Origin of the sequence: Modestobacter sp. L9-4, from assembly GCF_019112525.1 — a bacterium.
In the GTDB taxonomy this organism is placed as follows: domain Bacteria; phylum Actinomycetota; class Actinomycetes; order Mycobacteriales; family Geodermatophilaceae; genus Modestobacter.
This window is the reverse complement of sequence record NZ_CP077800.1, coordinates 2,865,649-2,884,975: the sequence shown is the minus strand read 5'-3', so window position 1 is coordinate 2,884,975 and position 19,327 is coordinate 2,865,649. Positions and strand designations below refer to the sequence as shown.

General features: G+C 76.1%; 18 protein-coding genes, 1 tRNA gene, 1 pseudogene and 2 riboswitches. Of the genes and pseudogenes, 8 read left to right on the top strand and 12 right to left on the bottom strand.

Features of this window, described 5'->3' with window-relative positions; all coding sequences use genetic code 11:
- Nucleotides 1-7: 7 nt before the first annotated feature.
- Nucleotides 8-133: riboswitch (SAM riboswitch) on the bottom strand.
- Nucleotides 134-192: 59 nt separating this feature from the next.
- Nucleotides 193-1,014 (top strand): HAD family hydrolase, encoded by an 822-nt coding sequence (locus KUM42_RS13550; RefSeq protein ID WP_237493059.1) that lies wholly within the window; start codon nt 193-195, stop codon nt 1,012-1,014.
- A 43-nt stretch (nt 1,015-1,057) separates the two neighbouring features.
- On the opposite strand, the gene KUM42_RS13545 is transcribed toward KUM42_RS13550, so the two are convergent.
- From KUM42_RS13545 to KUM42_RS13520, 6 genes are all read right to left on the bottom strand, one after another.
- Nucleotides 1,058-1,930 (bottom strand): ABC transporter permease, encoded by an 873-nt coding sequence (locus tag KUM42_RS13545; protein ID WP_237493058.1) that lies wholly within the window; start codon nt 1,928-1,930, stop codon nt 1,058-1,060.
- Nucleotides 1,927-4,785: an alpha/beta fold hydrolase gene (locus KUM42_RS13540; RefSeq protein WP_237493057.1), complete on the bottom strand. Its 2,859-nt coding sequence runs from the start codon at nt 4,783-4,785 to the stop codon at nt 1,927-1,929. The genes KUM42_RS13545 and KUM42_RS13540 overlap by 4 nt, the downstream gene beginning before the upstream one ends.
- Nucleotides 4,786-4,838: 53 nt before the next feature.
- On the bottom strand, nt 4,839-6,287 hold the full coding sequence (locus KUM42_RS13535; protein WP_237493056.1) for a LytR C-terminal domain-containing protein: 1,449 nt from the start codon (nt 6,285-6,287) through the stop codon (nt 4,839-4,841).
- Between the two features lie 116 nt (nt 6,288-6,403).
- The gene (locus tag KUM42_RS13530) at nt 6,404-6,775 is read right to left on the bottom strand and encodes a DUF3263 domain-containing protein (protein ID WP_237493055.1); all 372 of its coding nucleotides are present in this window, start codon (nt 6,773-6,775) and stop codon (nt 6,404-6,406) included.
- Between the two features lie 117 nt (nt 6,776-6,892).
- Nucleotides 6,893-7,807, bottom strand: a complete 915-nt coding sequence (gene rarD, locus KUM42_RS13525) for an EamA family transporter RarD (protein WP_237493054.1) — start codon at nt 7,805-7,807, stop codon at nt 6,893-6,895.
- A 30-nt stretch (nt 7,808-7,837) separates the two neighbouring features.
- Nucleotides 7,838-8,839: an SDR family oxidoreductase gene (locus KUM42_RS13520; RefSeq protein ID WP_237493053.1), complete on the bottom strand. Its 1,002-nt coding sequence runs from the start codon at nt 8,837-8,839 to the stop codon at nt 7,838-7,840.
- A 140-nt stretch (nt 8,840-8,979) separates the two neighbouring features.
- On the opposite strand from KUM42_RS13520, the gene KUM42_RS13515 reads away from it, so the two are divergent.
- The 3 genes from KUM42_RS13515 (at nt 8,980) to KUM42_RS13505 (ending at nt 11,565) form a co-directional block, all read left to right on the top strand.
- Nucleotides 8,980-10,635, top strand: coding sequence for a Na+/H+ antiporter (locus tag KUM42_RS13515; RefSeq protein WP_237493052.1), 1,656 nt, complete (start codon nt 8,980-8,982; stop codon nt 10,633-10,635).
- A gap of 33 nt (nt 10,636-10,668) precedes the next feature.
- Nucleotides 10,669-11,067: a DUF5313 family protein gene (locus KUM42_RS13510; RefSeq protein WP_237493051.1), complete on the top strand. Its 399-nt coding sequence runs from the start codon at nt 10,669-10,671 to the stop codon at nt 11,065-11,067.
- A gap of 87 nt (nt 11,068-11,154) precedes the next feature.
- Nucleotides 11,155-11,565: a ubiquinol-cytochrome c reductase iron-sulfur subunit gene (locus tag KUM42_RS13505; protein ID WP_237493050.1), complete on the top strand. Its 411-nt coding sequence runs from the start codon at nt 11,155-11,157 to the stop codon at nt 11,563-11,565.
- Nucleotides 11,566-11,614: 49 nt separating this feature from the next.
- On the opposite strand, the gene KUM42_RS13500 is transcribed toward KUM42_RS13505, so the two are convergent.
- From KUM42_RS13500 to KUM42_RS13485, 4 genes are all read right to left on the bottom strand, one after another.
- Complete coding sequence (locus KUM42_RS13500; RefSeq protein WP_237493049.1) at nt 11,615-11,830, bottom strand: dodecin; 216 nt, start codon at nt 11,828-11,830, stop codon at nt 11,615-11,617.
- Between the two features lie 94 nt (nt 11,831-11,924).
- A complete protein-coding gene (locus KUM42_RS13495; protein ID WP_237493048.1) occupies nt 11,925-12,731 on the bottom strand; it encodes an LLM class flavin-dependent oxidoreductase in 807 nt (268 codons plus the stop codon).
- Nucleotides 12,728-13,696, bottom strand: coding sequence for a Gfo/Idh/MocA family protein (locus KUM42_RS13490; protein ID WP_237493047.1), 969 nt, complete (start codon nt 13,694-13,696; stop codon nt 12,728-12,730). The genes KUM42_RS13495 and KUM42_RS13490 overlap by 4 nt, the downstream gene beginning before the upstream one ends.
- 53 nt (nt 13,697-13,749) lie before the next feature.
- Nucleotides 13,750-13,821: transfer RNA gene (locus KUM42_RS13485), tRNA-Thr, on the bottom strand.
- 64 nt (nt 13,822-13,885) lie between these two features.
- Between KUM42_RS13485 and KUM42_RS20145 the strand changes: the two are divergent.
- Both KUM42_RS20145 and KUM42_RS20140 read left to right on the top strand, forming a co-directional pair.
- A pseudogene (locus tag KUM42_RS20145) lies at nt 13,886-14,365 on the top strand (NAD(P)-dependent oxidoreductase); the annotation flags it as partial.
- Nucleotides 14,351-14,767 carry an NAD-binding protein gene (locus KUM42_RS20140; protein WP_255557585.1) on the top strand — a complete coding sequence of 139 codons (417 nt, stop codon included), beginning with the start codon at nt 14,351-14,353 and terminating at the stop codon, nt 14,765-14,767. The pseudogene KUM42_RS20145 and the gene KUM42_RS20140, both read left to right, overlap by 15 nt.
- A gap of 53 nt (nt 14,768-14,820) precedes the next feature.
- Here KUM42_RS20140 and KUM42_RS13475 read toward each other — a convergent pair whose 3' ends face one another.
- Entirely contained in the window at nt 14,821-15,468 is a 648-nt protein-coding gene (locus tag KUM42_RS13475) for a hypothetical protein (RefSeq protein ID WP_237493045.1), read from the bottom strand.
- Nucleotides 15,469-15,689: 221 nt separating this feature from the next.
- On the opposite strand from KUM42_RS13475, the gene KUM42_RS13470 reads away from it, so the two are divergent.
- On the top strand, nt 15,690-17,252 hold the full coding sequence (locus tag KUM42_RS13470) for a S1C family serine protease (protein ID WP_237493044.1): 1,563 nt from the start codon (nt 15,690-15,692) through the stop codon (nt 17,250-17,252).
- A 103-nt stretch (nt 17,253-17,355) separates the two neighbouring features.
- Nucleotides 17,356-18,633, top strand: coding sequence for a DUF445 domain-containing protein (locus KUM42_RS13465; RefSeq protein ID WP_237493043.1), 1,278 nt, complete (start codon nt 17,356-17,358; stop codon nt 18,631-18,633).
- A 4-nt stretch (nt 18,634-18,637) separates the two neighbouring features.
- Here KUM42_RS13465 and KUM42_RS13460 read toward each other — a convergent pair whose 3' ends face one another.
- The gene (locus KUM42_RS13460) at nt 18,638-18,952 is read right to left on the bottom strand and encodes a multidrug efflux SMR transporter (protein WP_237493042.1); all 315 of its coding nucleotides are present in this window, start codon (nt 18,950-18,952) and stop codon (nt 18,638-18,640) included.
- Nucleotides 18,953-18,964: 12 nt separating this feature from the next.
- Nucleotides 18,965-19,031, bottom strand: a riboswitch (guanidine-III (ykkC-III) riboswitch).
- Between the last annotated feature and the right edge of the window lie 296 nt (nt 19,032-19,327).

Sequence of the window (19,327 nt, the reverse complement as noted above, 5' to 3'; positions counted from 1 at the left end):
GACTACCTCCTCATCTTCCCCGCGCCGGGCCGTCGAGCCGCGCGGGACGGATGGGGCACCTTCCGTCGCGGGAGTGCGACGGCGGTTGCCGGGGCTTCAGCGGGCCGTGTCCCTCTGCCCCTCTTGATGAGTGGAACTCCGCACACCCTACCCGCGCCCACGGGCGACCCCGGGCACCGACAGGATGGGCCGGTGGCCACCCGCATCGTCTACACCGACCTCGACGGCACGATGGTGGGCCCGCACGGGTCCTTCTGGACGACGGCCGGCGGCGAACCGACGTCCGTGCCGGCCGACGCCCTGCTCGAGCTGCATCGGGCCGGCGTCGCGCTGGTGCTCGTCAGCGGCCGGACCGCGACCCAGCTGATGGAGACCGCCCGGGTCTTCGCCGCCGACGGCGCGATCGCCGAGCTCGGCTCGCTGGTCACCTGGGACGGCGGCCTGCAGGACGAGCTGCTGACCGGTGCGCTCCCCGAGCGGTACGCGGGCCGCGAGCCGGTGCACGTGCTGGACGAGCTGGGCGTGGTCGAGCAGCTCATGGCCGCGAACCCGGGCCGGCTGGAGTGGCACGCGCCGTGGCACGCCACGCACTCCGCCGACGCCATGCTGCGCGGCAACGTCGACACCGCCGCCGTGGACGCCTGGCTCGCCGGGCGCGGCTGGGACTGGCTGACCATGAACGACAACGGCGAGGTGCCGGTCACCCCCGACATGACGCTGGACGCCGAGGGCCTGCCGCCGCACGTCTACCACCTGATGCCGCGCGGGATCAGCAAGGGCGAGGCCATCCGCTGGGACCTCACCCGCCGCGGGCTCACCGCCGCCGACGCCGTCGCGGTGGGCGACAGCGTCAGCGACCTGGAGATGGCCGCCGCCGTGGGCCGGCTATTCATCACCGCCAACGGCGCCGCCGTCCCCGGCATGGCCGAGCGGATCGCCGCCCTGGACAACGTCTCGGTGACCGAGGCCCCCATGGGCGAGGGCTGGGCCCAGGCCGTCCGCGCCTCGCTCTGAGCGGAGTGGATCCGTCGGTGTCACACCGACGGATCCACTCCACTCAGCTGGTGACGTCCTTGCGGGCGAAGTGGCGGAAGGCGAGCGCGGTGAACAGCGCCGACCACGCCAGCCCCTGGACGACGCCGCGGAACAGGTCACCGGAGTCGACCGGGGTCTGCAGCAGGTCGGTCCAGGCGAAGCTGAACGCGGTGGGGAACCAGTCGCGGATGCTGCCCAACTGCTCGACGGCCTCCAGCACCGCGAACACCACGGTGGTGAACACCGCGCCGCCGACCGCGGCCAGCGGGGCGTCGGTGAGCGTGCTGATCCAGAACGCCAGCGTGCCCACGACCAGCAGGTGGACGACGAGGAAGCCGACCATCCCGGCCAGCCGCACCAGCCCGGTCCGCTGGTCCAGCGCGACACCGACCGGGGTCTGAACGGCGTCGAAGCCGTAGGCGATCCCGCCGGCGACCAGCGCGACGACGACGAGCAGCAGCATCGCGGCGACCGACATGACCAGCGCGGCGACCCACTTCTGCCGCAGCAGCCGGGCCCGGGGCACGGGGGTGGCCAGCGCGTAGCGCAGCGACCCCCACGACGCCTCGCTGGCCACGGTGTCGCCGAAGAACAGCGCGAACACCACGACCAGGAAGAAGCCGCTGGTGGCGAAGAGGGTGAACAGGGTCAGGTTCAGCCCGCTCGCCGTGGCGACGTCGACCAGGTTGACCCGGGCGTTCGCCTCTGCCTCCTCGGCCCCGCCCAGGGCGAGCGCGCCGATCAGGATCAGCGGCAGCGCGGCCATGAGCGCGAAGACGCCGATCGTGCGGCGCCGCTTGAACTGCCGGCGCAGCTCCACGCCCAGCCGCAGGGTGCGCTCGGGCCGGAAGCCCGCCGCCGCCCCGGTGCCGCTGCCGTGCACCGCACTGCTCATGACTCCCCCACCAGTGACAGGAACGCGTCCTCGAGCCGGCGGCGCGGGGTGAGTTGGTCGACGGAGATGCCCGCCGCCACCAGCGCGGACAGCGCGGCGGCGCGCCCGGTCGGGCCGAGGTCGACGACCAGGCCCTCGCTCGTGCGCTCGACCGCCCCGGCGCCGGGCAGCCCAGCCAGCAGCGCGGCCGCCCGGTCGGTGTCGGCCGGGTCGGCGAGGCCGACGAGCACCGAGCCACCGGCGCCGATGATCTCCTCGACGGTGCCCTGGACGATCTTCTGCCCCTTGGCCATGACGACCACGTGGCTGCAGGTCTGCTCGATCTCGCTCAGCAGGTGGCTGGAGACGATGACCGTGCGCCCGGTGCGGGCGTAGTCCTGCAGCACCTCGCGCATGGCGTGGATCTGCGGCGGGTCCAGCCCGTTGGTCGGCTCGTCGAGCACCAGCAGGTCGGGCAGGCCGAGCATCGCCTGGGCGATGGCCACCCGCTGCCGCATGCCCTGGCTGTAGCTGCGCACCCGCTTGTCCAGCGCGGTGCCCAGCCCGGCGACCTCGATGGCCTCCTCCATGTGGGCGTCGGCCAGCGGACGGCCGGTGGCGGCCCAGTAGAGGGTGAGGTTGTCGCGGCCGGACAGGTGCGGCTGCAGCCCCGTGCCCTCGACGAAGGAGCCCAGCCGGGACAGCACCGGGGCGCCCGGGCCGGCGGCGTGGCCGAAGACCGAGATGCGCCCCTCGGTGGGCCGGATGAGCCCCATCAGCATCCGCAGCGAGGTGGTCTTGCCCGCGCCGTTGGGCCCGAGCAGGCCGAGCACCTGGCCCCGGCGCACCTCGAAGGAGAGGTCCCGGACGGCGACGAAGCCGTCCTTGTAGGCCTTGGTCACGTGCTCGAAGCGCAGCGGCACGTCCTCGCCGTCGGCCTCGACCTGCGACAGCCGCCGGGCACGCCGGCGTCCGACCAGGACGGCGGCCAGCCAGCCGAGCAGGCCGAGCACGACGACGGCGCCCAGCAGCACCCACCAGCGGGTGGCCCCGGCGGCGGCACCGACGGTGCCGGGCACCTCCGGGACCGACAGGGTCGTGCCGGCCGCCAGCGCCACCGAGGCGACCGCGGGCTCCACGGGGAGGGCGAAGGCCTGGTCGGTGCTGGAGACCAGCACGCGCAGGGTGTGCCCGACCTCGAAGCGGTGCACGATCGCCGGCAGGGTGACCGCCACCTCGGTGGGCGCGGCCGGGTCCGCCGACAGGCCGGTCAGCGCCAGCGGTGCGACCAGCCCGCTGGGCAGCGTGGTCGACCCGTCGGGTCCGACGTCGTAGAGCTTGGCGAACATCGTGGCGCTGCCGCCGGGGGCGGAGACCGCCAGGCGCACCGTCGAGGCCCCGACGACGTCCAGGGCGGTGGTCAGCGGCGCGCTGGAGAAGGCCGCGGACTGGCCGGGGATCTCCAGCGTCGCGCCGCCCAGGGCCGAGGAGACCGAGCCCAGGCCCGGCACGATGGTGAGCGAGGCGGGGCTGCCGCCGGCCGGGGTGACCACGGGCTGGACCGGGCCGGTCACCGCCACGTCCTGCCGCTGCACCGGGTCGCCGCCGTCCAGACCGGGGTAGGCCGGTGCCGAGACGGTCTGCGCGCCGCCCTGCACCTGGCCGATGCCCGAGCCCAGCCCGGTGGGTGCGGGGTAGCTGAAGCCCCCGCCGGTGCCGGTGCCGGAGTCGCGCAGGTACCGGTCGAACCAGCCGGCGACCTCGTCGCGCAGCTCGGTGGTGACGGCGTCGGAGGCCTGGCTGTCGTGGCCCCCGGCGTACCAGACCACCCGCACGTCGGTGCCGTTGGCAGCGATCCCCCGGGCGTTGGCGTCGGCCTGGCCGAGGCCGAAGAGCGAGTCCTGCGTGCCCTGCACGAGCAGGGTGGGTGCGGTGATGCGGTCGAGGACGCCGGCCGGGCTGCTGCGGTCCAGGACCGCGGCGATCTCCGGGGTGAGCGTGCCGGTGGCCGCCGCCGACTGGTAGGCCGCGCAGACGTCGGCACGGAACCGGCCGCAGGTCAGCGTCTGCGGGTCGATGCCGGACAGGTCCGGGGCGGCCGCGCCGGACCCGGCACCGGTGAGGCCGCCGAGCAGCCCGTCCCCGGTGGGCACCGAGCCGACGCCGAAGAACAGCCCGGCCCACAGCCGCTTGAACACCCCGGTGTCCCCGGTGGCCGGGGTCGCGGCCGGGGTGCCGGCGTCGGTGACCTCGGCGGCCTGGTCGGGGAAGAACGCGCTGGTGAGGCTGTTCCACGTGATCTGCGGGGCGATGGCGTCGACCCGGTCGTCGTAGGCCGCGGCCAGCAGCGACAGCGCCCCGCCGTAGGAGCCACCGGCCACGCCCACCCGCGGGTCGCCGGGGGCGTCGTGGACGACGTCGTCCCGCGCGGCGAGGACGTCGATCAGCGTGCTCACGTCGGCGACCTCGTACCGCGGGTCGTCCAACCCGATCTGCCCGGTGCTGGCCCCGAACCCGCGCGCCGACCAGGCCAGGACAACGAAGCCGCGGCCGGCGAGGTCGCGGGCGTCGGCGGCGACCGAGGCCTTGCTGCCGCCGAACCCGTGGGCGAGCAGCACCGCCGGTGCCGGGGAGCCGGCGGTGGCCGAGGCCGGGAGGTAGAGCGTGGTGTCGAGCTCGACGGCGTCCTCGCCGGAGCCGGACGGGATGCGGGCGTCGGTGGTGGTGACGTCCTCGGCGGCGCGGGCGGGCGGCGCCGTGCCCACGAGCACGGCGGTCAGGACGGGGAGCAGGAGCAGGACGGAGAGCAGGGCGGCCGGCACCGGCCGGGCGCCGGGGCGCGAGCCGATCCGCGCCGGCCCGGGAGCGGTGCGCACGCTCCCGGCAACGCTCGGCACCGCGCCGACGTTCCGGGCGGCGCGCCGGGGGCTCAGGGCCGCCAGTTCCCGGTGGCGACGACGACCAGGCCGGGGTCGGCGGAGCCGGGGACGTCGAAGAAGCGCTCGACCGGACCGGAGACGAGGTCGGGGCCGAACTGCTCGACCAGCGCGGCGGCGGCCTGCTGCTGCTCGGCGTTGCCGGCGGTGTAGTAGACGGTCGTGGCGGCGATGTCGTCGCCGGTGTAGGCCCCGGTGTCGAGGACCTGCCAGCCGCCGGCGGTCAGCTGATCGCCGATCGTCGCGGCCAGCCCGGTGATCCGCGTGCTGTTGAGCACGGTGATCGGCGCCTTGACCGGGGCCGCGGGCGCCGGTGCCGCCGCGCTGACGACCGGTGCCGGCGACGGCAGGACCGGCGGGGCGAGCACGGCGTCCGAGGCGGGTGCGGAGGCCGCCGGTGTCTGCGCGGCGATCTCGGAGGTGCCGGGCGAGGTGAACGACCACACCCCGAGCACGACCAGGGCGATGACCACGACGGCGAGCACGCCCTGCACCGCCCGGCGCGGGGCGCGGCGCGGCTCGGCGTCGTCCTCGCGGCCCGGTCCGCGGCCACCGGAGGGGGTCGCCGGCGGGGCGGTGCGCTTGGCGCCGTTCTTGCGCGCGGCGGCCTCGGCGGCCTGCCGCTCCAGCCGGGCGGCCGCACGGCCACCGACGGGGACGTCGACGGCGCGGCGGGCCGGTCCGCCGGTGATCACCGAGGTCTCGTCGACGGGGAGGTCGACGAGGGCGGTCGCGTCGGCGCCGGACCGGTCGTCGTCGCGGCGGTCGCGCCGCGGGCCGTCGGCACCGGGGCGCTCGCCGGCCGGCCGGCCGGACTGAGGGCGCGCCGGGGACGGCTGGTCGCCGACGGCACGCGGCGGGAGCTGCGGGGCGCGCGGCGCGGCCGGCTGGGCGGCCATCGTGGCCGGCTCGGCGACCGGGGCACCCCAGGCCGACTCGGCCGGGGCCGCGCCGGAGACGCGCTGGGTCATGTCGGGGGTCACCGCGGCACCGGCGGCCTCGGCCGGCCAGCCGCTCACCCCGGAGGGACGCGGCGGGACCGCGGTCGAGCCGGACCGGTCGCCGTCGGGGCGCCGGGACGCCGGGGCCGGGGCGATGCGGGGCGGGACCGGTCGGGCGGCCGCCCGCGGCGGGGCGGTGGCGGCCGGGGACGCGGCGGAGGTCATCGGACCGGAGACCGGCGGGACCGCGCGGGGGCCTGGCGGACGCGCGGCGTCCCGGTCGGCGGACGCCGGCGGCGCGTCGGAGCGGCGCCGGCCACCACCGGCCGGCGGGCCGGCGGGACGGCGCAGCAGCGGGTCCTCGCTCTGCGGGAGCAGCCCGTCGCGGCGGCGCTCGGCCCGGCTCGGGCGGGAGCCGCCCAGCGCGTCCTCGCCCGGCGTGCGGGGTGCCGTCGCACCGCGCTCGAGGACGTCCTCGTCGCGCAGGTGCGGGTTCAGCACGGCGTCCGGAGCGGTCCGCGGACGGGGGTCGGGATGACGACGATCCGGTCCGGCCTGCCCGCTCGACACACTGCCGTCACCGACCGGATCGAGATGCCTCCCCACGGTGAGAGAGGCTAGTCGCGTCCGCGGTCGCTGCCCAGGACCCGGTCGGAACGCTGCCGCTGCCGGGCCGCCCGCATGCGGCGCAGCCGACGGACCAGCAGGGGGTCGGCCACGAGGGCCTCGGGACGGTCGATCAACGCGTTGAGCACCTGGTAGTAGCGGGTCGCCGACATCCCGAAGCTCTCCCGGATGGCCGTCTCCTTGGCCCCGGCGAAGCGCCACCACTGCCGCTCGAAGGCCAGGACGGCCCGGTCGCGGGCCGACAGACTGCCTGGCGTGTCGACCCCAGCCGTCCCGTCCGTCACAGCAGCACCGCCGGCGGGGACGGTGCCGGGGTCGGGAGCGGCCGGTGACGGGACGCCCGGCGCGGGCTCGCTGCTCATGGGGTGCCTCCGGTCGGTGGGGTGCCGGGGCGTGCGCGACGAGGCGGCGCCGTGGGGAGCCGGCACCGTCGACGGTAGTCGCCGTCCGGCTCGTCGGGGCTCACCGGACCGCGCGCGTCAGGCCGCGGCCGGCACCGCCTGCGCGGCGGTACGCCGGGTGCTGCGGGCCTGGCGCAGCGTGTCGACGGTGAACACCGCCAGGGCCAGCCAGACGATGGCGAACCCGGCCAGCCGGGCCGGGGGCATCGGCTCGTCGAAGACGAACACCCCGACCGCCAGCTGGATGAGCGGGTTGACGTACTGCAGGAGCCCCACCGTCGACAGCGGGATGCGGCGGGCCGCGGCGGCGAACAGCAGCAGCGGGACGGCCGTCGCCACGCCGGCGAAGGCCATCAGCAGCGCGTGGCCGGTGCCCTCGTGGGCGAAGGCGGCCGTGCCCCGGGCCTGGGTCACGACGATCACCGCGAGCGCCGGCAGGAACGCCACCGCCGTCTCCACGAACAGGCCCGGCACGGCGTCGACCCGGACCAGCTTCTTCATGAGGCCGTAGAGGCCGAAGGAGCCGGCCAGCGCCAGCGCGATCCACGGCGGGTGGCCGTAGTCGACGGTGAGCACCAGCACGGCCACCGCGGCCAGGCCGACCGCCACCCACTGCAGCCACCGCAGCCGCTCGCCGAAGACCAGGACCCCGAGCAGGACGCTGAACAGCGGCTGGACGAAGTAGCCCAGCGAGCTCTCCACCACGTGCCCGGCGTTCACCGCGTACACGTAGACGGTCCAGTTGACGACGATCAGCAGCGACGCGGCGCTGAGCACCAGCCGGGTGCGCCGGTCGGCGACGGCGGCCCGCACCTGCGGCCAGCCCCGCCGCACCGTCAGCAGCAGGCCCACGAACAGCAGCGACCAGACGATCCGGTGGGCGACGATCTCGAGGCCGGCGGCCGGCTCCAGCAGGGGGAAGTAGAGCGGGAACAGCCCCCACAGCAGGTAGGCCGACAGGCCCGCCACCACCCCGGTGCGTCGTTCGTCCACCGGCGCACCGTACGCGGGCGCCGACCTCCCTCAGCGCCGGCGGCGCAGCGCCGCCAGCCCGGCGAGGCCCGCCGCACCGGCCGCGGCGAGGACGCCGTGGTGGCGGCTGGCCCAGATCTGCGGGTCGCGGGTCCACTGCTGGTCGCTGAACCGGCCCTCGGCGCCGAAGTCGCGCCCGTCGGGTCCGTCGGCCGGCTCCCACAGGTTCGACGGGTCGTCGGGGCTGGCGTCGGTGCCGGTGAGCTGGCCGTCCTTGCCGGTGCGGGCCAGGTACCAGTCCATGAACTGGGGCCAGACCTCGTTGCCGAGCACCGTGTAGACCGTCGGGATGCCGACCCACCAGGCCCGCCGGGTCGGGTGCTCGGCGGCGTGCACCAGCGCGGACGCCATCAGCTCCGGCGCGTAGATCGGCGCCACCGGCTGCGGCTTCTTGGGCATCTTGTTCAGCACCCAGTCGAACTGCGGGGTGTTGACCCCGGGCAGGTCGACCCGGGTGACGTGCACGTTGCTGCCCTGCCCCTTGAGCTCGGTGTGCAGGGCCTCGGTGAAGCCCTTCACCGCGTGCTTGGCCCCGCAGTAGGCGCTCTGCAGCGGCACGCCGCGGCGGCCCAGGGCCGAGCCGGTCTGCACGATCACGCCGCGGTCGCGGGGCCGCATCCGCGACAGCGCGGCCATCGTGCCGTGCACGAAGCCCAGGTAGGTCACCTCGGTCACCCGCGCGTACTCGGCGGCGGTGATGTCGGCGAAGGGCGCGAAGACGGCGGTGAACGCGACGTTGACCCAGACGTCGATCGGCCCGAGCTCGGCCTCCACCCGGTCGGCCGCGGCGTCGACCGCGGCGGCATCGGCGACGTCGACGGGCAGCACCAGCGCCGTGCCCCCGGCCGCCCGCACCTCGTCCGCGGCGGCCGCCAGGCCCTTCTCCCCCCGCGCCAGCAGGGCGACCCGGTCACCCCGGCGGGCGAAGGCCACGGCCGTGGCCCGCCCGATCCCGCCACTGGCACCGGTGACCACGACGACCTGACCGCTCACGCGACATCCACCTCTTCCGTGGGCGGCCCGCCGTGGGCCGCTCCCGCCCCCGTTCTGCTCGCTCGGTGGTGAGCAGCAAACATGGGCACCACACAGCTGCACCGCGACCGCGGGGTGGACGGTCGGCACGAGGGGTGCACATGCACGGAGCGGAACTGCTGGGGCTCGCGCTCGCCGCGGTCGCGGTGACGGCGCTGGCCCGCAGGCTGGGCTGGCAGGCCCCGCTCCTGCTGGTCGTGGTGGGGCTGGCCGCGAGCTTCGTCCCCGGGGTCCCGGAGTTCGCCATCGACGGGGAGCTGCTGCTCGCCCTCGTGCTGCCCCCACTGCTCTACTCCGCCGCGCTCGGCGTCAGCTACGCCGGCTTCCGGGCGCTGCTGCACCCGATCGTGCAGCTGGGCGTGGTGCTGGTGCTCGTCACCGCGGTGGTCGTCGCGCTGCTGGCCCGGCTGGTCGTGCCGGGCCTGCCGATGCCGGTCGCACTGGTGCTCGGGGCGATCGTCGCGCCCCCGGACGCGGTCTCGGCCGCCTCGATCGGCCGCCGGCTGGGGCTCCCCCGGCCGATGATGACCGTGCTGTCGGGCGAGAGCCTGATCAACGACGCGGCCGCACTGACCTTCTACAAGGTGGCGCTGGCCGCGGTGTTCGGCGCCGGCGGCGGGCTGCTCGGGCTGGACTGGGGGTCGGCGGCGGGCACGTTCGGCCTGGCCGTCGGCGTGGGCGTGGGGCTCGGCCTGGTGCTGGGCGTGGTCGTCCACTTCGTGCGGATGCGCCTGGACGACCCGGTGGTGGAGTCGGTGCTCGGGCTGATCGTGCCGTTCGCGGCCTACCTGCTGGCCGAGGAGCTGTCCGGCTCCGGCGTCCTGGCCGTCGTCGCCGCCGGGCTGTACCTCGGTCACCGCGGCCCGGAGGCCGGCTACGCCACCCGGCTGCAGGAGATGCCGCTGTGGTCCTCGCTCGACCTGCTGCTGGAGGCGGTGGTCTTCGCCCTGATCGGGCTGCAGCTGCGCGCGGTCGTCCGCGAGGTGACCGACTCCGAGAGGTCCAACGGCCAGCTGCTGGTCGCGGCTGCGGTCGTGCTGGCCACCGTCATCGTCGTCCGGGCGGTGTTCGTCTTCGGCCTGGAGGTCGTGCGGCGCACGCCCCGCCCGGTGCCCGGCGGGCACTGGGTCTCCCCGGCCCGCCCGCCGTGGAGCTACCAGGCGGTCATCTCCTGGACCGGCATGCGCGGCGTGGTCACCCTCGCGGTCGCCGCCGCCCTGCCCGAGGAGGTCAACGGCGCACCGTTCGCCGACCGCGGCGCCGTCCAGTTCCTCGCCTACGCGGTCACCATCGGCACGCTGCTGCTGCAGGGGCTGACCCTGCCCGCGCTGATCCGGCGGCTGGCGGTCCGCGACCCCGACCAGGACCAGCAGGACGCCGAGGCCGAGCTGCGCCTGCAGGAGCGCACCACCGCCGCGGCCCTGCAGCGCGCCGAGGAGCTCATCGAGAAGGCCCGGCCCCGGGTCGGGGACGAGCGCGCCGACCAGTGGGCGGAGCGGATCCGCGGCCCGCTGCAGGCCCGCACCCGCACGATGCGGCAGACGGTCCGGGCCGAGGAGGAGGAGGAGCAGCAGCGGGGCCGCCGCCGCGCCGAGGGGTTCCGGCACCTCCGGCAGCAGGTCGTGCAGGCCCAGCGCCGGGCACTGATGACCGAACGCGACCGCGGCACCGTCGACGACGAGGTCGTGCGCGGGGTGCTCCAGGAGCTGGACTACGAGGAGGCGGCCAGCGCGCACAGCTGGACCACCCGCCTCTGAGCGGTCCGCCGCTGCGGCGCCTACCGTGGCTGTGTGCCCGCTGGACGTCCGAACCCGGCCCAGTGGCTCTGGTACGCCTACGGCGGGGGGCTCCCCCGGTCGCTGTCGGACTGGGTCCTCGACGACACCACCCGCCACAGCTGGGTGCTGCGGCACCTGGGGCGCGCACTGGCCCAGCTCGCCCCGGTCGTGCTGCTGTGCCTGCTGGTCCCGCCGGTGCCCTTCGGCATCCGGCTCACCGCGGCCGGCGGCGGGCTGGTCATCGGGCTGCTGTTCTCCCTGGCCTACATGACCGAGACCACCGAGCACCGCGCGGTCAAGGCCGGCTGGCCCCCCGGCGCGACGGCCGCCCGCCGGGCCCAGCGGGCGGAGCGGGAGCGCATCGAGCGCCACGCCCGCTACCGCTCCGGCGGCGCCGGCAGCTTCGACTGAGGAAGGACCTCTCGGCCCCTGCGAGGGGGCCTCGGCCTGCGGGCCCTGGCGGGGAGCCGGGGTCGGGCGGGCTGGGACGATCGGCGGATGGACGCCTGCTTCTCCCGCCGGTCGCTGCTCGTCGCCGGGGGTGCCGGGCTCGGGGCGCTGACGCTGGCCGCCTGCGGCGGGTCACCGGTGCCCGAGGTGGACGGCGTGGCGCCGGGCGGGCGCATCGTGGCGCTGGCCGACGTCCCGGTGGGCGGCGTGTACGAGCTGTCGGTCGACGGCCACCGGGTGGTGCTCGCCCAGCCCACCGCCGGCACCGTCGTCGGCTTCGACGCCACCTGCACGCACCAGGGCTGCACGGTGCGCGCCACCGAGGGCGGCCCGCTGGCCTGCCCCTGCCACGGGTCGGAGTTCGACCCGGTCACCGGCGAGGTGCTGCAGGGGCCGGCCGTGCGGCCGCTGGCCCCGTTCGCCGTCACCGTCTCCGGCGCCGACGTCGTCCTGGCCTAGCGGCCGGCCCCCCGGCCCTCGTCGAGGGACGGGGAGGACGGGGCCGCTGCTACTCGCCGTCCTCGACGCGGAAGCCGATCTTCATGGTGACCTGGAAGTGGGCGACGTCGCCGTCGACGACCTGACCGCGGATCTCGCTGGTCTGGAACCACTCGATGTGCCGCACGGTCTCCGACGCCTTCTTCACGGCGGTGCGGATCGCGTCGTCGACGCTGACGGTGGAGCTGCCGACGATCTCGCTCAGCCGGTACACGTGGTCGCTCATCGGTCCTCCTCCTCGGTGGCCGCCCGGCGGGCGGCGACTCCCCCGACCCTGGCACACCGGGTCGCGGGCCGCCCGGACCGCCCCCGTCGGCTGCTCAGCGCGGACCGCGCCGCACCACGCGGCGGACGTCGGCGACGTCGAGCCGGTAGGGGCCGAGCCGGGTCAGCACCCACGTCGCCCCGGCGGCCTCCCAGGGCGCGGGATCGGCGTCGGCGGGCAGCTCGACCACCACGTCGAAGCCGGTGAGGTCCCCGCCCCGGGCCTCGGTGAGCGTCTGCCGGACCCCGGCCAGGTCGTCGGGGCCGGACAGCGAGATGACGAAGGCGCCGTCGTGCCGGGCCGCCCGGCGCAGCGGTGCGACGTTGGGCCAGCGCCCACCGATCCAGAACGGGATGCCGCCGGGCCGAGTCGCCGCCGGGAGGAAGCGGACGTCGCGGGCGGCGAAGTGCTCCCCGTCGTGGTCGACCTGCTCCCCGGCCAGCAGCCGGCGCAGCAGGCCCAGCCCCTCGTCCAGCCGCGCGGCGCGCACCCGGGCGTCCAGCTCCTCACCGAACCGGGACAGCTCCCCCACCCCGCCGTCGTCGCCCAGGCCGAAGCCGAGCACCAGCCGCCCACCGGACAGCCGGTCCAGGGTGGCCGCCTGCCGGGCCAGCACCTGCGGGCGCCGCCGGGTCAGCGGCGTCACCATCGGGCCGAACTGCAGCCGCGTGGTGCGCACGGCGATCGCCGCGCAGCAGGTCCACGGGTCGGCGATCTCGGTGACCGGGTCGGCGTAGAGCAGGTGGTCCCACAGGAACACCCCGTCCCAGCCGGCCTCCTCGGCCTCGACCGCGAGGTCGGCGAGCAGCACCGGGTCGGCGAGCGCGTCGAACGGCGGCAGGAAGAGCCCCCGCCGGCTCATCGGGCCGCCGCCCGCACGAGGTCCATCGCCTCGGCGACGGCCAGGGAGGACTCCAGCGCGGTGTGCCGGGGCACCTCCGCGCCGGCCAGGACGGCGTCGACGTGGCGCAGGGCGGCGGTGAAGGACCACCGGTCGGCGGTCGGCCGCTCGACCACCGGCTCCGCCCCGGGACGGCGCAGCTCCAGGGTGCTGTCCGGACGCGGGTGGTACGGGTCCTCCAGGCGGATCGTGCCCTCGGTGCCGCTGAGCACCGTCGTGGTGTCGGCGCCGCGCCGGAAGCCGCAGGACAGCAGCAGCCGTCGGTCGTCGGGGTAGTCGACCAGGGCGGCCAGCTCCACCTCGACCTCGGCGCCGCGCACCGCGGACGCGGCGGCGGTGAGCGCCGGGCCGCCGAAGAGCTCGGCCGCCAGCCGCAGCGGGTAGCAGCCGACGTCGGCCAGCGCGCCCCCGGCCGTCGCCGCGGACAGCCGGATGTCCTCGCTGCGGCCGAGCTGGAAGTGGAAGCTGCCCGAGATCTCCCGCAGCTCGCCGATCGCGCCGTCTGCCAGCAGCTCCACCAGCCGCCGGTGCTGGGCGGTGAACGGGAAGACGAACGCCTCCCACAGCGGCAGCGCGGCCCGTTCGGCCACCGCCAGCACGCGCCGGGCCTGGTCGGCGTCGACGCACAGCGGCTTCTCGCAGAGCACCGCCTTGCCCGCCTCCAGCGCCGCGACCGCCCACTCGGCGTGCAGCGGGTTGGGCAGCGGCACGTAGACCGCCTGCACGGCCGGGTCCTCGAGCACCGCGGCGTAGCCGGTCACGCCGCGGGCGACCCCGTGCGCGGCGGCGAACTCGGCCGCGCGGGCGCCGTCCCGGCCGCCCACGACCACCGCCTCACCACCGGCCTCGGCCAGCGCCGGGAGGAAACGGGAGCGGGCGATGCCGGCGGTGCCGAGCACGCCCCAGCGGGTCCCCGTGGTGGACATCAGCGCGCTGCCGTGTTCTGCACGGGTGCATCCTGCCCTGCACGGGCCGGTCGAGCCCCATGTCCGGATTGAACGGACGACCTTCCGCTTACAAGGCGGGTGCTCTACCACTGAGCTAATGGGGCGGGTCGGGCTGCGCAGCAGGCTACCGGCCGCCGGGAGCCCGGGGCTGCCGCCTCCCGTCGTCCGGGTGAGGATCAGGGCATGAGCAACTCGACGGTGGCGGTCCTGGGCACGGGGACGATGGGCGCCGGGATGGTCCGTTCGCTGCGGCGTGCGGGCATCCCGGTGCGGATGTGGAACCGCGACGGCAGCAAGGCCGCCGCGCTGACCGACACCGGCGCGGAGGCGTTCGGCACCGCGGCCGAGGCGGTGGCCGGCGCCGACGTCGTCCTGACGATGCTCTTCGACGCCGACTCCGCGATCGAGGTGGTCCGCCAGGCCGACGTCCCGGCCGGCACGGTCTGGCTGCAGACCTCCACCGTGGGCGTGGAGGGCATCGAGCGGGTGGCCGAGGTCGCCCGCGAGCTGGAGCTGGTGCTGGTCGACTGCCCGGTGCTGGGCACCAAGGCCCCCGCCGAGCAGGGGCAGCTGGTGATGCTGGCCTCCGGCCCGGAGGAGCAGCGCGCGGCGCTCGCCCCGGTCCTCAACGCGCTGGGCCGCAAGACGGTCTGGGCGGGCGAGGCCGGCACCGGGAGCCGGCTGAAGATGGCGTGCAACGCCTGGCTGATCTCGATCAGCGTGGGCACCGCCCAGTCGATCGCGCTGGCCCGCGGGCTCGGGCTGGACCCGCAGCTGTTCCTCGACGCCGTCGACGGCGGCCCGATGGACACCCCCTACGCGAAGATGAAGGGCAAGAACATGATCACCGGCGAGCACCCGGTGAGCTTCGGGCTGACCGGTGCGACCAAGGACGCCGTGTTGATCCAGGCCGCGCTGCAGGCCGCGGGCGTCTCCGACCGGTTCGACGCCGCCGCGGTCGAGACCATGCAGCTGGCGATCGACCGGCTGCCCGACCCGGGCGCGGTGGACCTCAGCGCGCTGATCGTCGGCCTGGAGCAGCGGGACTGACGCCGGGGAGGCTGCCCGGGGACGCCGGGCAGCCTCCCGTCACCGGGTCCGGGTCAGGGGGCCTCGGACCCGGCGGCCGGGTCGCTGGAGACGAACTCCGTGGGGTCGCTGTCGACCGTGGCGCCGCCGTCGATCCAGCGCGCGAAGCCGGCCGGGTCGCGCCGCTCCAGCTCGTCGAGCGCCTCCTCCCGGCGGCGGACCAGCTCCTGCCGGACGGCCGGGTCCCTGGTCTGCGCCAGCGCCGCCGAGCTGCGCACCCACTCCTCGCCGAGGGCCTGCACGGTGAGCCCGCCGACCGGGATCGGGCAGATCACGGCCGGGCGCCGCGCCGCTGCGGTGACCTGCCGGTCGGCCCGGGCCGCGCGCAGCGCCCAGCGGATGAGCAGCACCCCCAGGACGGAGACCACCACGAGCGCGGTGACCGCGGCACCGGCCAGCACGACGAAGCCGCTGAGCAGCAACAGCCCGGCCACGGTGCCCACCGCAGTGCGCCAGGCGGCGTCGACGGCCGCCTGCCGCCGGTCCGGGCCCGCGCTCTCCCGGGCGATGCCGGCGCCCAGGCAGGCGGCGACGACGGCGGCCAGCGCGACCGCGCCCAGCCCGGCGGCGCCGAGGGAGATCCCGCCCACCGCGGCCAGCACCGCCCCCAGGAGCACCAGCAGGGCGAGGCTGCAGCGGACGAGGAGCGGGCGCACGGGCACCGGGGCCTCCGGAGGGCAGGACGGGCGGGGAGGACGCTCCCCTCGGCTGGTGGTCCCTGCCCCGTTCCCGGCAAGATCACGCTCCGCGACCTCGACACGCCGAGGAGTGAGCTGGTGCGTCCAGGGAACTCACAGCGCACCACCAGTTCCGGACCAGTCCGGGGCCGCACAGTGGACTCAGCACAGCAGGGAGGTCCTGCGGTGAGTGGGAGGGACGACCCGTGAGCGAGCACAACCGCCCGGCCGACGACACCGGGCACAGCACGGACCCCCAGGGCAGCTCCGCCTGGGCACCCCAGCAGCCGAACGGTGCCGCGTCCCCACAGCAGCCCCTCGGCGGCCAGGCCCCCTACGGCGAGCAGCCGCAGCACGGCGGCCAGGCTCCCTACGGAGCGCAGCCCCACGGTGCGCAGCCGCCCTACGGCGCCCAGCCCGGCTACGGGGCACAGCCGCCCTACGGGGCCGGGCAGCACCCCGACGCCCAGCCGACGCAGCAGTTCCCGCCGGCCGGTGCCGCACCCCAGCAGGGGCACCCCGGCCAGCAGACCCAGCAGTTCGGCGCCGCGCAGCCCTGGCCGCCGGCCGGCTACGGCACCCCGGGCTACCACCAGGCGACCGCCCAGCCCGGTGGCCTGCCGCCGGCCTTCCAGCCGACCGCTCCGGCGAAGCCGGCCCGCAACGGCCGGCTGCGCCTCGGCATCGCCGGCGGCCTGGTCGCCGCCGCCCTCATCGGCGGTGGCGCGGGAGCCGGCGTGATGGCCCTGAGCGACGACGGCACGATCGGCTCGGCGAGTGCGCCCACCGCGCAGACCGTCGTCATCAACGACCCGAAGACGGCGACCACCGCGACCGCCGCGGCCGGCAAGGCCTCCCCCAGCGTCGTGACCATCTACGTCAGCTCGGGCTCCGGGTCCGGCTCCGGGTCGGGCGTGATCATGTCCGCCGACGGCTACGTGGTCACCAACAACCACGTCGTCACCCTGGACAGCTCCACCGAGCAGGCCACCGTCCAGGTGCGCACCGCCGACGGCACGCTCTACGCCGCCACGGTCGTGGGCACCGACCCGACATCGGACCTCGCGGTGGTGAAGCTGACCGACGCCAGCGGGCTCACCCCCGCGGTGTTCGCGGACTCCAGCGCCGTGCAGGTCGGCGACGCCGCGGTGGCGATCGGCGCCCCCCTGGGGCTGTCCAACACGGTCACCGACGGCATCATCAGCGCCACGAACCGCGCGGTGCAGACCGGGTCGACGCAGGACGACAGCACGGTGATCGACGCGATCCAGACCGACGCGGCGATCAACCCGGGCAACTCCGGTGGCGCGCTGGTCAACGCCGCCGGCGAGGTCGTCGGCATCAACACCGCGATCGCCTCGGTCGCCACCGCCGACGTCCCCGGTCAGCAGTCCAGCCAGAGCGGCAACATCGGCGTCGGCTTCGCCATCCCGGCCAACACCGCGCAGCGGATCGCCCAGGAGATCAAGGACACCGGCAAGGCCAGCCACGCCCTGCTCGGCGTCAGCGCCAGCACCGCGTCGTCCGCGGGCTCGGCCGTCGGCAGCGGCGCCCAGCTGGCCGCGGTGTCCGCCGGCTCCCCGGCCGCCGACGCCGGCCTGCAGGTGGGCGACGTCATCACCGCGGTCGGCGACCGGGTGGTCACCACCTCCACGGAGCTGACCGCCGCCGTCCGCAGCTCCAAGCCCGGCGACTCGGTCACGCTGACCATCCGCCGCGGCCAGAGCAGCTCGAAGGTCGACGTCACCCTCGACGCCGCGTCCGACTGAACGAGGGCCCCGCACTGGGGCCGACCCACGGACCGACGACCCCGGAGCTGACCCCCCGCAGCCCCGGGGTCGTCGTCCGTCCGCACCACCTACGCTCGACCGGGTGCCGGCCCCCACCCCGAACGTCCCGCTCACCGGCTCGCTGGACGACCCGGCCCGGGCCCGCGACCTGGCCCGGATGAAGCGGCTGGCGACCGGCCTGTTCCTGCTGGCCGCAGCGGTCTTCCTGGCCTGCGTGCTGTTCGGCGGCGACCACGCCTGGGTCGGCTACGTCCGGGCCACCGCCGAGGCGTCGATGGTCGGGGCGCTGGCCGACTGGTTCGCCGTGACCGCGCTGTTCCGGCACCCGCTCGGGCTCCCCATCCCGCACACCGCGGTCATCCCGCGCAAGAAGGACCAGATCGGCACCAGCCTGGGCACCTTCGTGCAGGAGAACTTCCTCACCCGCACCGTCGTCGAGGAGCGCCTGGACGGCGTCGACGTCCCCGGCCGGCTGGGCGCCTTCCTCGCCACCCCCGGGCGGGCCGAGCGGCTGGCCGGTGACGCCGGGAAGGCGCTGGGCGCGCTGACCGACCTCATCGAGGACGACGAGGTGCAGCAGGCCGTCTCCGGGTTCGTCGACCGCAAGCTCCGCGAGACGCCGGCCGCCCCGGGGCTCGCCCGCGTGCTGGAGCTGGCCGTGGACGGCGACCGGCACCAGGAGGTGCTGTCGGCGGGGCTGTCCGGGCTGGCGGAGTTCCTGGCCGACAACCGGCTGGTGTTCCGCGCCCGGCTGGGCGCCGCCTCGCCGTCCTGGGTGCCCGACTGGGTCGACGACCGGGTGTTCGACCGGGTCTTCGAGCTGATGCGCGGCTTCCTGGCCGAGGTGGGCGCCGACCGCGACCACCCGGTGCGGGCCGTCTACGACCGGCGGCTGCGCGCCTACGTGCACGCGCTGCGCACCGACCCCGAGGCCGCCGCCCGGGTCGAGCAGTTCAAGGCCGAGGTGCTCGACCACCCGGCCGTGCGCACCTGGTCCGGGTCGCTGTGGAGCACCGCCAAGAACGGCGCCATCACCGCCGCCGCCGACCCGGACTCCGAGCTGCGGACCCGCGTGGTGCGGCTGATCCGGGCCGGCGCCGGGCTGCTGCAGACCGACCCGACGATCCGCGAGCTGGTGCAGCGGCAGTTCCGCCGGGGCGCCGGCTGGGCGGTCGAGCGCTTCGCCGGTGACGCCGCCGACCTGGTGGGCACCACCGTGGCCCGCTGGGACACCGAGGAGACCAGCAAGCGGATCGAGCTGCAGGTGGGCCGGGACCTGCAGTGGATCCGGGTCAACGGCACCGTGGTCGGTGGCCTGGCCGGCCTGGTCATCTACACCGTGGCGCAGCTGCTGTCCTGAGCGGTCAGGACGTGAGCCGCAGCCCCACCACGCAGGCGACGATGCCGGCCAGCAGCAGCACCCGCACCAGCGACACCGGCTCCGCACCGCTGGCCATGGCGTACCCCGCGGTCAGCACCGCGCCGATGCCCACCCAGACGGCGTAGGCGCTGCCGACGGGCAGGCCGCGCAGCGCGTAGGCGAGCCCGCCCATGCTCCCGGCCAGGCCGATCACGAAGACGACCACCGGCCAGGGGCGGGTGAAGCCGTGCGAGCGCTCCAGGGCGTTGGCCCAGACGGCCTCGAGGGCGCCGGACAGGACGAGGACGAACCAGTACACGAGGACTCCACCGGTCGCCGTCTTGTCGCTGTCCGGGTACGGCGCCGCTCGTCCGGGAGACCCGTCCGCCGGGCTCTCCCCCAGGGTCGCACGCCCCGACGGGCCCCGCTGGGGGTCGCGCCGCACGGGGCTCTGCCCCGGATCGCACGCCGCAAAGGGCTCGACCCCGGGGGTCGCGCCTCACCGGGCTCCCCGGGTCGTACCCCCCGACGGGCTCCGCCCCGGGGGGCGCGCTCACCGGGCTCCGCTCCGGGGGCGCACGCCTCGCCGGGCTCGGCCCCCGTGTCGCACCCGACGGCCGTGCGAGATCTGCGCTCTCGTGGCCTCCCGGCGCGCGAGGCCACGAGACCGCAGATCCCACGCACCACCCGGCCG

Coding starts and splice junctions, on each gene's coding strand:
- KUM42_RS13545 (WP_237493058.1), bottom strand. CDS start 1,930: ATGAGCAGTGCGGTGCACGGCAGCGGCACCGGGGCGGCGGCGGGCTTC.
- KUM42_RS13530 (WP_237493055.1), bottom strand. CDS start 6,775: ATGAGCAGCGAGCCCGCGCCGGGCGTCCCGTCACCGGCCGCTCCCGAC.
- KUM42_RS13515 (WP_237493052.1), top strand. CDS start 8,980: ATGCACGGAGCGGAACTGCTGGGGCTCGCGCTCGCCGCGGTCGCGGTG.
- KUM42_RS13505 (WP_237493050.1), top strand. CDS start 11,155: ATGGACGCCTGCTTCTCCCGCCGGTCGCTGCTCGTCGCCGGGGGTGCC.
- KUM42_RS13500 (WP_237493049.1), bottom strand. CDS start 11,830: ATGAGCGACCACGTGTACCGGCTGAGCGAGATCGTCGGCAGCTCCACC.
- KUM42_RS13495 (WP_237493048.1), bottom strand. CDS start 12,731: ATGAGCCGGCGGGGGCTCTTCCTGCCGCCGTTCGACGCGCTCGCCGAC.
- KUM42_RS13490 (WP_237493047.1), bottom strand. CDS start 13,696: ATGTCCACCACGGGGACCCGCTGGGGCGTGCTCGGCACCGCCGGCATC.